At 43.3% G+C, this 14,294-nt stretch carries 14 protein-coding genes; 8 read left to right on the top strand and 6 right to left on the bottom strand.

The window, feature by feature from the left end; translation table 11 throughout:
• Window positions 1-322, bottom strand: a 322-nt coding sequence (locus tag AC1DPZ_RS01395; protein ID WP_477400724.1) for a hypothetical protein, incomplete at its 3' end; no start/stop codon positions are given.
• A 141-nt stretch (window positions 323-463) separates the two neighbouring features.
• On the opposite strand from AC1DPZ_RS01395, the gene AC1DPZ_RS01400 reads away from it, so the two are divergent.
• From AC1DPZ_RS01400 to AC1DPZ_RS01415, 4 genes are all read left to right on the top strand, one after another.
• Window positions 464-1,447, top strand: coding sequence for a pyruvate dehydrogenase complex E1 component subunit beta (locus tag AC1DPZ_RS01400; protein ID WP_477400725.1), 984 nt, complete (start codon window positions 464-466; stop codon window positions 1,445-1,447).
• A gap of 104 nt (window positions 1,448-1,551) precedes the next feature.
• The gene (locus AC1DPZ_RS01405) at window positions 1,552-1,770 is read left to right on the top strand and encodes a zinc ribbon domain-containing protein YjdM (RefSeq protein WP_477400727.1); all 219 of its coding nucleotides are present in this window, start codon (window positions 1,552-1,554) and stop codon (window positions 1,768-1,770) included.
• A 44-nt stretch (window positions 1,771-1,814) separates the two neighbouring features.
• Entirely contained in the window at window positions 1,815-1,964 is a 150-nt protein-coding gene (locus AC1DPZ_RS01410; protein ID WP_477400728.1) for a hypothetical protein, read from the top strand.
• 189 nt (window positions 1,965-2,153) lie between these two features.
• Entirely contained in the window at window positions 2,154-2,663 is a 510-nt protein-coding gene (locus AC1DPZ_RS01415; protein ID WP_477400729.1) for a hypothetical protein, read from the top strand.
• Window positions 2,664-2,714: 51 nt separating this feature from the next.
• Here the strand turns inward: AC1DPZ_RS01415 and AC1DPZ_RS01420 are convergent, their stop codons facing one another.
• The 3 genes from AC1DPZ_RS01420 to AC1DPZ_RS01430 form a co-directional block, all read right to left on the bottom strand.
• Window positions 2,715-3,410: a sulfite oxidase-like oxidoreductase gene (locus AC1DPZ_RS01420; RefSeq protein WP_477400730.1), complete on the bottom strand. Its 696-nt coding sequence runs from the start codon at window positions 3,408-3,410 to the stop codon at window positions 2,715-2,717.
• Between the two features lie 151 nt (window positions 3,411-3,561).
• Window positions 3,562-4,635 carry a peptide chain release factor 1 gene (gene prfA, locus AC1DPZ_RS01425; protein WP_477400731.1) on the bottom strand — a complete coding sequence of 358 codons (1,074 nt, stop codon included), beginning with the start codon at window positions 4,633-4,635 and terminating at the stop codon, window positions 3,562-3,564.
• A gap of 230 nt (window positions 4,636-4,865) precedes the next feature.
• Complete coding sequence (locus tag AC1DPZ_RS01430) at window positions 4,866-5,615, bottom strand: UDP-2,3-diacylglucosamine diphosphatase (protein ID WP_477400732.1); 750 nt, start codon at window positions 5,613-5,615, stop codon at window positions 4,866-4,868.
• Between the two features lie 189 nt (window positions 5,616-5,804).
• On the opposite strand from AC1DPZ_RS01430, the gene AC1DPZ_RS01435 reads away from it, so the two are divergent.
• Window positions 5,805-6,020, top strand: a complete 216-nt coding sequence (locus AC1DPZ_RS01435; protein WP_477400734.1) for a hypothetical protein — start codon at window positions 5,805-5,807, stop codon at window positions 6,018-6,020.
• A 172-nt stretch (window positions 6,021-6,192) separates the two neighbouring features.
• On the opposite strand, the gene AC1DPZ_RS01440 is transcribed toward AC1DPZ_RS01435, so the two are convergent.
• Window positions 6,193-6,948, bottom strand: coding sequence for a hypothetical protein (locus tag AC1DPZ_RS01440; RefSeq protein ID WP_477400736.1), 756 nt, complete (start codon window positions 6,946-6,948; stop codon window positions 6,193-6,195).
• A gap of 315 nt (window positions 6,949-7,263) precedes the next feature.
• Between AC1DPZ_RS01440 and AC1DPZ_RS01445 the strand changes: the two genes are divergently transcribed.
• The 3 genes from AC1DPZ_RS01445 (at window position 7,264) to AC1DPZ_RS01455 (ending at window position 12,630) form a co-directional block, all read left to right on the top strand.
• Window positions 7,264-9,384, top strand: a complete 2,121-nt coding sequence (locus tag AC1DPZ_RS01445) for a prolyl oligopeptidase family serine peptidase (RefSeq protein ID WP_477400738.1) — start codon at window positions 7,264-7,266, stop codon at window positions 9,382-9,384.
• A gap of 68 nt (window positions 9,385-9,452) precedes the next feature.
• Window positions 9,453-10,229 carry a GDSL-type esterase/lipase family protein gene (locus AC1DPZ_RS01450; protein WP_477400739.1) on the top strand — a complete coding sequence of 259 codons (777 nt, stop codon included), beginning with the start codon at window positions 9,453-9,455 and terminating at the stop codon, window positions 10,227-10,229.
• A 136-nt stretch (window positions 10,230-10,365) separates the two neighbouring features.
• Complete coding sequence (locus AC1DPZ_RS01455) at window positions 10,366-12,630, top strand: Tex family protein (RefSeq protein ID WP_477400740.1); 2,265 nt, start codon at window positions 10,366-10,368, stop codon at window positions 12,628-12,630.
• Window positions 12,631-13,383: 753 nt separating this feature from the next.
• Here the strand turns inward: AC1DPZ_RS01455 and AC1DPZ_RS01460 are convergent.
• Window positions 13,384-14,286: a LysR substrate-binding domain-containing protein gene (locus AC1DPZ_RS01460; RefSeq protein WP_477400741.1), complete on the bottom strand. Its 903-nt coding sequence runs from the start codon at window positions 14,284-14,286 to the stop codon at window positions 13,384-13,386.
• Window positions 14,287-14,294 lie beyond the last annotated feature (8 nt).

Below are 14,294 nucleotides of genomic sequence, written 5' to 3' on the forward strand. Positions count from 1 at the left end.
CTGCTTCGCGGGCTGTTGGGTCGATAATAAATATCAGCAATGAGGCAAAAACAACCGCAATTAGTTTTATGATCAACGTATTTCGTTTTGTTATTTCACGGCTTTGGGTATATAGCGTAGCCGATAAACTTAACAGCAGACCCAGGTTTGCCGTCATTACCCCACGCATTAGCCAACCCTCATGCACCCTGTTAAGGTGGCGCAGTTCAACTTCAACTGTGCCGGCTATTGTGCCAATTAAAGCAAATATCAGCTCAAACGGATAACGTTTTAAGGTAGATGAAAAACCATTGGCAAGTGTTTTTATTGACGGGAATTTCATTGTGACGGGGTTTAAGCTACCAATGTAACTACATTTTGTAAAATATATGTGTTAAAAATGCAAAGTACGTGGGCTGTAATTGCATTTCACACATTAGTGATTATATTTGCGGTCGCAAAAAACGTCATTTTATATAATATAATGAGAGAAATACAATTCAGAGAAGCGCTAAGAGAGGCCATGGTCGAAGAAATGCGCAGCGACGATAAAATATACCTGATGGGTGAAGAAGTTGCTGAATACAACGGAGCCTATAAAGTAAGCCAGGGTATGCTGGATGAATTTGGTGCAAAACGCGTTATTGATACGCCCATCTCTGAATTAGGCTTTGCCGGTATAGGCATAGGCTCGGCTATGAATGGATTGCGMCCTATCATCGAGTTCATGACTTTTAACTTTTCGTTAGTTGCCATCGATCAGATCATCAACGGTGCGGCCAAAATCATGTCGATGAGCGGTGGCCAGTTTTCTGTGCCAATCGTTTTTCGCGGCCCAACCGGTAATGCGGGTATGCTTAGCTCACAGCACAGTCAGTGTTTCGAGAACTGGTATGCCAACTGCCCTGGTTTAAAAGTAATCGTTCCATCAAACCCATACGATGCAAAAGGCTTATTAAAATCGKCAATACTTGATCCTGATCCGGTTATCTTCATGGAATCAGAGTTAATGTACGGCGATAAAGGCGAAGTGCCTGAAGAAACCTACTATATTGAAATAGGCAAAGCTAAGGTAGTAACCGAAGGTGCCGATGTAACATTGGTAGGTTTTGGTAAGATTATGAAAGTGGTTATTGCCGCTGCTGCCGAACTGGCAAAAGAAGGTATCAATGCCGAAGTGATCGACTTACGCACTGTACGCCCTATTGATTATGCCACTGTTATCAATTCGGTTAAAAAAACAAACCGTTTAGTGATCATTGAAGAAAGCTGGCCTTTAGGTTCGATAGCTACCGAGGTTGCTTTTAAAGTACAAAAAGACGCTTTTGATTATCTTGATGCACCTATTCTGCGTATTATGGGTGGCGATGTGCCATTGCCTTATGCTCCAACTTTAATACAGGAATACCTTCCAAATCCGGAAAGGGTTATTAAAGCGGTTAAAGAGGTAATGTACGTTACTAAATAATAACACGATTTTAGGATTGACAGAATTTCTTGTCGCCTTTAGATTTAAATATACAAAGAGCCCTGTATTTAAGTACCGGGCTCTTTATTTTTATATAACCTACAATGGAAACATCAAACGTAAAAGATAGTAACGGCAACACCCTTAATGACGGCGATTCGGTAACGCTGATTAAAAGTTTAAAAGTTAAAGGTGGCGGTGTCACCCTTAAACAAGGCACACTGGTAAAAAAGATTCGCCTTACCGATGATGATAAAGAAGTGGATTGCAAAATTGAYGGCATGAGCATTGTGCTAAAAACCGAATTTTTGAAGAAAAGATAACCGCCGCTATTTGATTTTTAATCTAAATATCAATAATTTAGATCATGGCAAAACAGCATCGGAAATTAATAGCTATTTACCTGCCTCTTTTTTTAGTGATGCTGAGCATAAATTTCAACAGTATTAGTAATGGAATTACTACGCATAATACTGTCGGCATAGTAGCAGCTTCTGTATCATCGGTATTGTTTTAATTTTGATAATGAAAGCTTCTGTGTTTTTGATAAAGCAACGGATAGCAAAATAAATCGCGCATCATTGATCGTCAAAACAATCTTCCTGTAAATTTTGACGGGTTTAACATCGCGAACCGTATTTTAAAATTGGTTGATATACGCCATCTTGCATAATTTCCCTATTTTAGGCACACAAACACCATGAGCATGCGAAATCTCCTTTTAAAAGGCATAAAGTCCTTTTCTTTCATCTTATTAGCATCAGCTATTTACGGCAGTGCCTCTGCCCAAACCGCGCCACAAGTGGTAAAAACTGAACCCGTGGTTAAAGCACCGGCAGCAGGGATTATTACACCGGTTATCCTGATAGATAGATTTTTTAAAAGCTACGATAAGGAAAGCACCACAAAAGCTATGTTGGATATTTTTAAAACCAACCCGCTTATTGATACCAACAGCCTGATAAAATTGATAACTAAAATAGATACCACACGCAGTGTAATGGGGCCTTACCTTGGTAAAGATTTAATTGCGCAGCGTAAGGCATCAAACAGTTTTGTACTTTACAGCTACCTTGTAAAACACCAAACACAGCCGCTAAGGTTTACATTTATGTTTTACAAACCTAAAAATGACTGGGTAATATTCCGCCTGTATTTTGATGATGCGGTGGCAAGCGAACTTGAGCAATCTGCAAAAATAACCGGGAAGCCATAAAGGCTAAAGGCCTTTTGACGAAGCTTTGGGCTTTTAACCCTAAGCTTTCAGCTAATCGCTGTACCTATCGTTACGCCAGGGGTAGGCAGTGTTTGAGTAACCTCGGTCTTCCCAAAAGCCTAATTGGTTTTCGGTTAAAAACTCAATGCGCTTTATCCATTTGGAGCCTTTCCAGGCATATAGCTGCGGGGTTATCATACGTACTGGTCCGCCATGCTCAATTGGTAACGGTTGCCCTTCAAAAGTATGCACCAATAACACATCGGGTTTTAAGGCTTCCTCAAGCGAAATATTGGTGGTATAGGTGTCGTATCCATAACACATGATGTGGGTAGCATTTTCATGAGGGTGTACCAATGCGGCAAGGTCAAGCAGGCTTACTCCCTTCCATGACATATCCAGTTTGGACCATGTGGTAACACAATGAAAATCTGATGTATCTTTGGTTTGCGGCAAATCCATAAACTGTTTCCAGGAGAGCTTTACCGGGTTTTCAACCGCGCCATCTATAGTGAGCCGCCAGCGATCGGTAGGTATATTGGGCTGATAACCCAGATCAAGCACGGGCCATTTTGTTGTGATGGTTTGCCCAATTGGAACAACCGGCATGCCATGCCTGTTTATTTTGCCCGATCCGCGTGGTGTATCATCAGCAACAGAAGGTGTAAGCTTCATCTTTTCTTCAAACCGGGCTTTAAGTTTCATCCGGGCCTCAATAATACGATCAAGTTTTTCAGATTCTTCCATGGTATTAAAGGTACAAAAAAGCTTAAAGCACAAAGCTGAGGGCAGAAAGCTTTTTTGGGGTAAAAGAAAAGGCTTTAAGCACGATGCTCAAAGCCTTTGATATAAATTTTTTCGAAAAAAAACTTTCTGTCTTTAGTTTTAAGTCTTCGGCTTAAACAACAGTACCTTCTTTAAGCTTTTCTGCATTCTCTGCAAATTGTAAAGCTTCCATTATTTCTTGCAGATCGCCGTTTAATACACCGGGCAAATTGTATATGGTTAACCCTATACGGTGCTCGGTTAAGCGACCCTGGGGATAATTATAAGTACGCACCTTGGCCGATCTGTCACCGGTGGAAACCATGGTTTTACGTTTTTTTGATGTTTCTTCGAGGTGCTTTTGCAGCTCCATTTCATAAACCCTTGAACGTAGTACCTGCAGGGCTTTATCGTAATTTTTTAACTGCGATTTTTGATCCTGGCATTGTGCCACAATTCCCGTAGGAATGTGAGTCAACCTCACGGCCGAATAGGTGGTGTTCACCGATTGTCCGCCCGGGCCCGAGGCGCAGAAAAGATCCTTACGGATATCACTCACCTGCAAATCAATATCAAACTCATCAACCTCGGGCAATACCACAACAGATGCGGCAGAAGTATGTACACGGCCCTGTGTTTCGGTATCCGGTACGCGCTGTACACGGTGCACACCCGATTCATATTTTAAGGTACCATAAGCATCCTCGGCGTTTACGTTGAATACAATTTCTTTGTAGCCGCCGCTTGTGCCTTCGGTATAATCAACCAGTTCGGTTTTCCAGCCTCGCTTTTCGCAATAGCGCATGTACATGCGGTAAAGGTCGCCGGCAAATAAAGCGGCTTCATCACCACCGGTTCCGCCACGGATCTCCACAAGGGCATTTTTAGAATCCTCCGGATCTTTAGGGATCAGCATCAAGCGGATCTGCTCTTCTTTTTCCTCCTGCTGGGTTAGCAGTTCGTCAAGCTCAGATTTAGCCATTTCACGGAATTCTTCATCCTTTTCGGTAGCCAGAATTTCTTTGTTGCTGTCAATATTGCTCATGATGTTGCGGTAAATGTTGTACTCATCAACAATCTTGGCCAGGTCTTTATATTCTTTATTCAGCTGGGCATAGCGCTTCATGTCCTGCATAACTTCAGGATTGCTCAATTCACCTTCAACGTTTTTCCAGCGTTGATATATCAGTTCTAATTTCTCTAACATAATCTGTTTTCAATAGCTAATCGAAGCAGCTATCCTGGATGATGGTCCGGCTAAGAAATGCGTCACGTTTCGGTCGGTTTATAGGCTTGCTTCAAAAAACGCACAAAAATACGCATTTTAGTGCATATATTTTTTCAGGGGATTGTAAGTTCTGCTGAAATAGTAAGTCAGTAGATTATAGTCGATTGTCCATTGCCAATTGTAAAAAACTTCTATTGACTATTAACCATTTACTTTTCAAAATATTCCAGCTTAAGCTCATTGCCATCAAACACGGCGTAGGTGTAGTAGTTCACCCATTCGCCCAGGTTAATGTAGCGGGTTTGGGGTGTAAGCTGTATATCCAGCGGTAAATGGCGGTGGCCGAAAATAAGATAGTCGTAATAGTTCGTCTTCAATTCCTCCCGGCAAAAGCTAACCAGCCATTCCTGTTCTCCGGGTTTAGGGTTTTCTTTTTTCTGATTGCTTATGCGGCTATGGGTTGACCAATAATTGGCTATGCCAACACCTAAATTAGGATGCACCCTGGCAAATAGCCATTGACAAAAACCGCTGCGGAAAAAGTTTTTTAAAACTTTGTAAAAGCGGTCGCCTGGTCCAAGCCCATCGCCATGATGAAGAAAAAGCTTTTTCCCACTACGTTCAATAACTAATTCATCGCTGATGATGGTTACACCAAGCTCTTTTTTAAAATAATCAAACATCCACATGTCGTGGTTGCCCTTAAAAAAATAAAGCTTTACGCCGGCGTCGGTAAGTTCGGCCAGTTTACCCAAAAAACGGATGTATCCTTTGGGTACTACGGTTTTATATTCAAACCAAAAATCAAATACATCGCCCATTAAAAACAGTTCGGCGGCATCGGCTTTTATGGTATCCAACCAGCGTACTATCCTGTCTTCGCGTTCGCGGCTGGCAGCATATTCGCCGGTACCTAAATGAAAATCAGAAGCAAAATAAAGTTTGTTACGGGTTGGCATACCTGCAAAAATACATTTAAACGATGAAAGGAAAAAATGAACCTCAGCCCAAACCTGGCGAAGGGGGAAAGGGAAAAATATTATAACATGCAACTGAAAATACACCTCACCTGCACAGATTATTTGGGCATACACGCAAACAACGTGCTATCTTGAGGGTTATAAATGATATATTAAACAATAGAAATTATGCCACTTCCCGAAAATCCAAATCTTGATGATAGCCAGGATGAAAAAGATCCCGGTAATGAATATGAACAGAATGAAGGCAAGGATACCGGTAATGAACGACTGGATAAGGATATTGCCGATACAGCCGGTATTGATGCCGCAACCCGGGCCTCGGAGGCCGCCTTTACTTTAAATCTTGATGACGATATAGCCCCGGATCCGGATAAAAATTAATAAACACGAATGCTTGCAGGTTGGCTGCAATTAAATCGAATTTCACGAATTTTAATAAGAGGCACGGATACTTGAAAGCGGGCCACAATTGAATTGAATTTCACGAATTCTTAAAATAGATAGATTTAATCATTCGTGTAAATTCGCGAAATTCGTGCAATTAGTGTTTCAATTAAAATTCTTTATACAAGCCAAACAACATTTGGCCCTCGGTTATTGGCTGTTTGGCAACCGTGCGGCCGAGTACAAGTGTACGACCGGTGTAAGTGATTTTTGGTCCGGTTGAGTTAATGTAATTTCCCTTTAAAAATAAACCCCAGCCAGCACCGGTGTTTAAGCGGATGGCTGCACTGCCACCATACGCAAATGCGAATTTATTTGAACTTTGCTGAATAAACTCACCGCTTTGCGCATCTACTCCTTGTATCTGCACCGCAACCTGTGGTGTTACAAAGCTTTTTATTGCCCCGGCCGATGCCCTGAAATCGAAGGAAAAAGCATGCCATACCAAAGTGTATTGCGGCCCTAATAAAACATTAAGGCTTCTGTAACGCTTATTGGCAGTAACTATCGAGCCATCGGCTATATAATCGTCTGTGTATCCCTGCGAAAGTTTTACATCATCATCATAAGTTAAGTTCCCCTGGTCCTGGTAGCTTACGGTATAGCCTAAAGCAACACGCTTAAAAAAGTAATGAGCACCGTCTATAGAATAAACTATACCTTTTTTTGCAAAACCAGCTTTCGGATCGCTGTAGTCAGCTACTTTAAATGCTCCAAATGGTTTTGACAAACCTGCACCTAAACTTATATAGCTTTTAGATTTTTCGGGAGCCACGTCATCATCCTCTTTAATATCCTGGGCTTTTGAGTTAAGCGCTATCAGCATACAAAAAGCTGCAGCAAAAAGTGTAAAAGTTTGTTTCATGTTGTAATAGTCCTAATAATAAATAAGGTTTGCTTTTGCCCTTGTTATTTGGTTTAGCAAACGTGTAAAAAAATGCATTATTATAGTTACCCGTACTGATAATAAAAAACCAATCGCCAATAAATAATTATACATGCCAACCGGCAAAAGCATCAGCAGATGCCTCATTTTAATTACGGCTGCTAATATAGCTTGCCCCGCTCAATTAAATGGCAGAAATGGGCAAAATTAACAACTTTTAACCTTTATTGACTTAATCATTTGCTGGCATTTGGCTCAAATCCCTATCTTTAGTTCCCTGTAATTTAAATCCCGATGAAAAAAACAACCTGTTTATTTGCATTAGCTGTTTTATTTTGCAGCTATACCTACGCACAACAAATGAATACTAAAGCACTGTTATACCCCCAAACAAAAAAGGTTGATACCATTGATACTTATTTTGGCACCCAGGTGCCCGACCCCTATCGCTGGCTGGAAAACGACCAGGCTGCCGATACCAAAGCATGGGTAAAAGAAGAAAATAAAGTTACCCAAGGCTACCTGCAACAGATCCCTTATCGCGAAGAAATGCGCAAACGCCTGGAGCTGCTATGGAACTACGAAAAGTACAGCGCCCCGTTTAAAGAAGGTAAATACACCTACTTTTATAAGAACGACGGGCTTCAAAGTCAATCTGTATTATACCRCCAGCTGGGTGATAACGGCACACCCGAAATATTTTTGGATCCCAACAAATTCTCGGCCGATGGCACAACATCATTACAGGGGATAGACTTTACAAAAAACGGGGACCTGGCCGCCTACCAGGTCTCGGAAGGAGGATCAGACTGGCGCAAGGTGATTGTGATAAAAACAAGTGATAAAAGTGTGGTGGGGGATACGCTTATCGATGTAAAATTCAGCGGCCTGGCCTGGAGAGGTACCGATGGTTTTTACTACAGCAGTTATGATAAACCCAAGGCGGGCAGCCAGCTATCGGGGCTTACACAATATCATAAATTGTACTACCATAAACTGGGTACACAGCAAAGCACCGATAAACTCATTTTTGGCGGCGATAAAACACCCAGGAGGTATATAGGCGCTTACCTTAYCGAGGATGAACGCTTTTTGGTGATCACTGCGGCTACGTCAACTACCGGGAATGAGCTTTACATCCAGGATTTGAGCAAACCGGGCGGCCAGATTGTGAACGTGGTTGATAATTTTGATAACCAGCATTCGGTATTGGATAATGTGGGCGGCAAGTTGTATATCATCACTAATATTTATTCGCCAAACTTTAAAATTGTTACGGTGGATGCGGAGACCCCTACCATTACTCACTGGAAAAACCTTATCCCCGAAACAAAGAATGTATTAAGCGCCAGTACGGCAGGTGGAAAAATCTTCGCCGAGTATTTAAAAGATGCCACTTCGCTTGTACAGCAATATAATATGGACGGAAAGCTGGAGCGTACTATCACCCTGCCATCGGTAGGTACTGCAGCGGGTTTTGGAGCTAAAAAGGAGGAAAAAGAAACCTATTACACGTTTACCAGCTACGTGTACCCGCCAACAATTTTTAAGCTTGATATCGCGAGCGGGCAATCAACCGTCTACAAAAAGTCGGGGGTAAAGTTTGATCCTGAACTGTACGAATCCAAACAGGTGTTTTATACGTCGAAGGATAAAACAAAGATCCCGATGATCATCACCTACAAAAAGGGTACAGTACTTAATGGCGAAAACCCTACATTACTATATGCTTATGGAGGTTTTGGTGTAAGCCTAACCCCGGCATTCAGTACGTCAAATATTATCCTGCTGGAGCATGGCGGTATCTATGCTGTACCCAACTTGCGTGGCGGCGGCGAGTATGGCGAAACCTGGCACCGCAAGGGGATTAAAATGAAAAAACAAAACGTGTTTGATGATTTTATTGCTGCTGCCGAATATCTCATCAAAAACAGATACACTTCAAAAGAGCATTTGGCTATTTCTGGTGGCTCAAACGGGGGATTGCTTATAGGCGCTATGCTTACGCAGCGGCCCGATCTTTTTAAGGTAGCATTCCCAGCTGTGGGCGTTTTGGATATGCTGCGTTATAACAAGTTTACTGCGGGTGCAGGCTGGAGTTATGATTATGGAACAGCCGAAGATTCAAAAGAAATGTTTGAATACCTGTATAAGTATTCGCCATACCATGCGTTACAGCCACGGGAATACCCTGCAACTATGGTTACCACTGCCGATCATGACGACCGGGTAGTGCCTGCCCACTCTTTTAAATTTGGTTCGCGTATGCAGGAATACCAGAAAGGGACTGAGCCTGTGCTTATCCGGATTGAAACAAATGCCGGGCACGGCGCAGGCCAGTCAACCGCGCAGGTTATAAGCGGGCAGGTTGATAAATGGGCCTTTATGTTTTGGAATATGGGCGTGAAGTGGTGAGCGAATTGCCAGGATTAAAAAGAAATGGAATGTATGATCTTTCCAAAAAGGGATAAAGAAATAATAATATGAAACAATATCTTTTATCGGTTACAATACTGTTATTCAGTATTTCGTCCTCTTTTGCCCAGGATAAAAAGCCGAACCTCAATATTGTTTTTATCGGCAACAGCATAACCCAGGGTGTTCAACTCCACGATGCAGCAAATGATGCACCACCCGCTACCGCGGTTGCTTATTTACGCAAACAAGAAAATTTAGGAACAGTTGAGTTTAGTAACCAGGGCCACAGCGGTTATACCACTCTCAACTTTTTGCCCGGTGCAGGCGATACATTTACCAAAGTTGAAACAGCAGCCAATGCTTTTACAGACAAAGAGGCATTACTGATCTTTTCGGTTAAACTGGGTACTAACGACAGCGCGATACAAGGCCCACGCGGCGCACCGGTATCGCCCGAAAATTATATCCAGAATGTAAAAACCATTATCGATAAACTGCTGGCTGATTTTCCAAAAGCCATTATCATATTGCAGCACCCCATATGGTATAGCCCCAATACTCAAAACGGCGCGAAGTATTTGCAGGAAGGCCTAACCCGGCTGCAAAGTTATATCCCTAAAATTGATAGCCTGGCAGCAAGCTACTCAACTACGAGCCCTGAACATGTTTTTGTTGGCGATAAAAAGGCCTTTAAATATTTCAGGAAACATCACTTAACAGATCTGATCCCGGAAAACGGCAAGCAGGGAATATTTTATCTGCATCCGAATAAACAAGGCGCAATTGCATTGGGTGAGTTTTGGGGCAAGGCGATCAATAGGGTGGTGAAGGCAATGCAATAATATGTCCCTTATATTTTCATCCTTTGTCTGAAAGTCCTTTGTCCGAAAATCGAAGGCTCGCCTTCCTCAATTGTTAACAATCTTTTTTTGAATTGTAAAGGTATTCTTCTCAACTTCGCAGTCCGAAATTTGATGTATGATATCTCATTCTAAAAAAATAGCTGCAGAGCTTTCTATTTCAGAGAAACAGGTAAGCGCAACCCTTGCTTTGCTTGATGAAGGCGCAACCGTTCCGTTTATTTCCCGTTACCGCAAAGAGGTTACCGGCACGCTTGATGAAGTGCAGGTTGCCGAGATCCGCGACAGGGCACAACAACTGCGCGACCTGGATAAACGCCGTGAGGCCATCCTGAAATCGCTTACCGATATGGGTAAATTAACGCCCGAATTGGAAAAACAGATCAATGAAGCCGAAACCATGGTTGCCCTGGAGGATATTTACCTGCCTTATCGCCCAAAACGCAAAACCCGCGCTACCGCTGCCCGGGAGAAAGGCCTTCAGCCATTGGCCGACCTATTGCTGGAGCAACGCAAAGCCGATTTGCAAACCGAAGCCGCTGTATTTATTGATGCTGAAAAAGGCGTAAACAGTATAGAGGAGGCGTTGGCCGGTGCAAGAGATATTATTGCCGAAACCGTAAGCGAAAATGCAGAAGTGCGTACCCGCATCCGTGAATTGTTTGTGGAGAAGGGAACTTTTCAATCAAAAGTTATTGAAGGAAAAGAGCAGGATGGAATTAAGTATAAAGACTATTTTGATTGGACTGAGCCTGTAAAATCAGCTCCATCACATCGTATACTGGCTATGCGCCGCGGCGAAAAAGAGGAGATCCTTTGGCTGGATATTAAACCCGCCGAAGAGGAAGCTATTGCTGCACTGGAAGATAGCTTTGTTAAAGCCAGCAATCCATCTGCCGACCAGGTAAAACAAGCCATTGCCGATGGCTATAAGCGCCTGCTGAAACCATCTATGGAAACAGAGGTGCGCCTGCTTACCAAAAAGAAAGCAGATGAAGAGGCTATCCGTGTTTTTGCCGAAAACGCCCGCCAGCTTTTGTTGGGTGCGCCACTTGGTCAAAAACGGGTAATGGCTATTGATCCCGGCTTCCGTACAGGCTGCAAGCTGGTTTGTTTGGATGAACAGGGTAAACTGTTGGAGAATACGGCCATCTATCCGCATACCGGTGCAGGGCAGGCAAGAGAGGCCGAAAAAACAGTACAACACTTGTTTGAAAAATATAATATCGAAGCTATTGCCATAGGCAACGGAACTGCAGGCCGCGAAACGGAATTATTTGTGCGCAACCTTAACCTGCCCGGCGTAGCCATAGTTATGGTGAACGAAAGCGGGGCCTCTATTTATTCTGCATCTGATGTAGCAAGAGAGGAGTTCCCGGATAAAGATATAACAGTTAGAGGCGCGGTTTCTATCGGCAGAAGGTTGATGGATCCATTGGCAGAGCTGGTAAAAATCGACCCAAAGTCAATCGGTGTAGGTCAGTACCAGCACGATGTAGATCAGAATAAATTGCAAACATCATTAGATGATACTGTGATGAGTTGCGTGAATGCTGTTGGTGTGGAATTGAATACAGCATCTAAACAAATCCTGGCTTATGTATCGGGTCTTGGGCCGCAATTGGCACAAAATATTGTGGAGTACCGCGATCAGAACGGCGCTTTTAAACGCCGCGATCAGCTAAAAAAAGTTCCCCGCCTGGGTGAAAAAGCGTTTGAGCAGGCAGCGGGTTTTTTACGAATCCATCACGCTGAAAATCCGCTCGATTCCAGCGCGGTACACCCGGAGCGTTACAGCTTATTGGAGCAGATAGCCAAAGACATGAAATGTACGGTGAAGGACCTGATGGGCGATGCCGCTATCCGCAGGAGTATCCCTTTGCAGAAATACACATCAGAAACGGTTGGTTTGCCTACGCTGAATGATATCATGGCCGAGCTTGCCAAGCCGGGCCGCGACCCGCGTGAGCAGTTTGAGGCTTTCAGTTTTACCGACGGCGTAAACGCTATTGGCGATTTAAAGGTGGGAATGAAACTCCCTGGCATAGTAACCAACATTACCAATTTTGGTGCTTTTGTTGATATTGGCGTACACCAGGATGGCCTTGTACATTTAAGCCAGATCACCAATCGGTTTATTAAAGACCCCAACGAAGTGCTGAAGGTGCATCAAAAAGTAGAGGTTACTGTTACTGAAGTTGATGTAAACCGTAAGCGTATTGCGCTATCAATGAAAGAAAATGATAAGAGTAATCCATCCGAAAGAAGAAATGAAGATAGAAGGCCGGTTGCCAACAAACCATCATTTAATAAGCGGCCCCAGGAGGCTCCTGAAACGGATATTGCGATAAAACTGGCGGCTTTAAAGAATAAGTTTAAGTAGGGGCAGCGCCTCTCTCTATGACGTTTTTGCAACAAAGCGCGTTTGTCATCCTGAACGGAGTGAAGGATCTATTATTCGCCATGCTTTTTCGCCCTGTACAGTCTGCGACTAGGTCCTTCACTCCGTTCAGGATGACATTTTTTTTAATCGTCATCCCCCTTCAGTGTCCACCGGATTTTATACTTGTAATCACGTGTTATGGGATGTCATGGTGAGTTTTAAAATCCGGGGACTTTGAAATTGAAAAATGACCTATCTTTGCTAAGGCTGTACAGTGTGGCCGCGCATGATATAGTGTTCTTGCCTGTTGGTGAGTATGGTTCTGAAGATAAGAGTTTGAAATTATGGTACGATCCTTTAAGGATTTGTCCGGTGGGTAGCCTGTCGTTTATCCAACATCTTCGGGTACAGCTTTTTTATGAATTCAAAGGCATCTTAATCGAAGGGTGCAAAATACCGACAAAAGCCGGCAAGGATTTTTTTGTGCCTTAGTTATATCTTTTAACTGATTTAAACAGTTGATTTTAAATTAGTTAAAGTTTAAAATCACTAAATGGATATAAAAAAATCACTCCAAAATCCGCAATAAGGTCATGGGTAGCTTGTCGAGCCATAGCGGGCAAGGGCCTCTCCGCGCGAGTCTTCGACAGGCTCAGACTGACATGCCTTTTGGGGGTTGTGTTTCATGCAAAGGCCTTTACTCCTTTGGTATTTGCGAAATTTTATAATGCGCAAACACGGTTTTTATGTCGATCATTTGCCCTCAATATGCTGCAATGCAAAATTGATAAAATTGCTGGTTAACCCGTAGTCTTCAGTCCCCTTACGGCGGATGAAGAAGAAATCACGGGTGATCTTTAGGCCCTCTATAGGTACCTCCACCAGGTCGCCTTCGGCAAGTTGACGTATAATGGAGGGACGTGGCATAAAGCCCAGGCACTGATCGGCCAGCAGGAAATTTTTGAGGGCTTCGGTGCCGCCAAGGCGGATCTTTACAGATAGATCTGCCGGTTTAATATGCAATGCGGATAGCGATTTCAAAACCGCGTTCAGCGTACCCGAACCGCGCTCCCTTACGGCCAATGGTGTTTTTACAAACTGTTTTAAGGTTAACGATTTGCCCGCCAATGGACTTTTAGCCGAGCATACCGGGATCACCTCGTCGCTCATGAATGGTTTGTAGGATACGGTGGTGAGTTTGTTATCAACCTCGATGATGCCGATATCAACCTCGTGGTTAAGCAGGGCGTTCAGGATATATTCAGAATTGCGGTTAACCAATTGTACATCCACATTGGCGTACTCCCGCTGGAAACCCGATAATATAGACGGCAATATATAAAGTGCGATGGTAGTACTGGCCCCTAAACGCAAATGCCCGGCAGCTTGCGACAGGTTGCTTAATACCGATAGGTCATATTCTATTTTTCGCTCAATCTCGGTGGCCTGCTGCAGGTATTCGTTAAGTTTGCTGCCGGCTTCGGTGAGCAGGATGCTGTTGCCTTTACGCTCGAACAGCGGCACCTTATACTGATCTTCCAGCGCTTTGATGTGTTTACTGATGGCCGGTTGGGTTACAAACAGTACCTGCGCCGCTTTTGAGAAACTCAAATTAGCAGCAACTTCCATAAAAACACGGTGGGCGAAGGATATCATTCCGCTAA

The organism is Mucilaginibacter sp. P4_G9, from assembly GCF_056400985.1.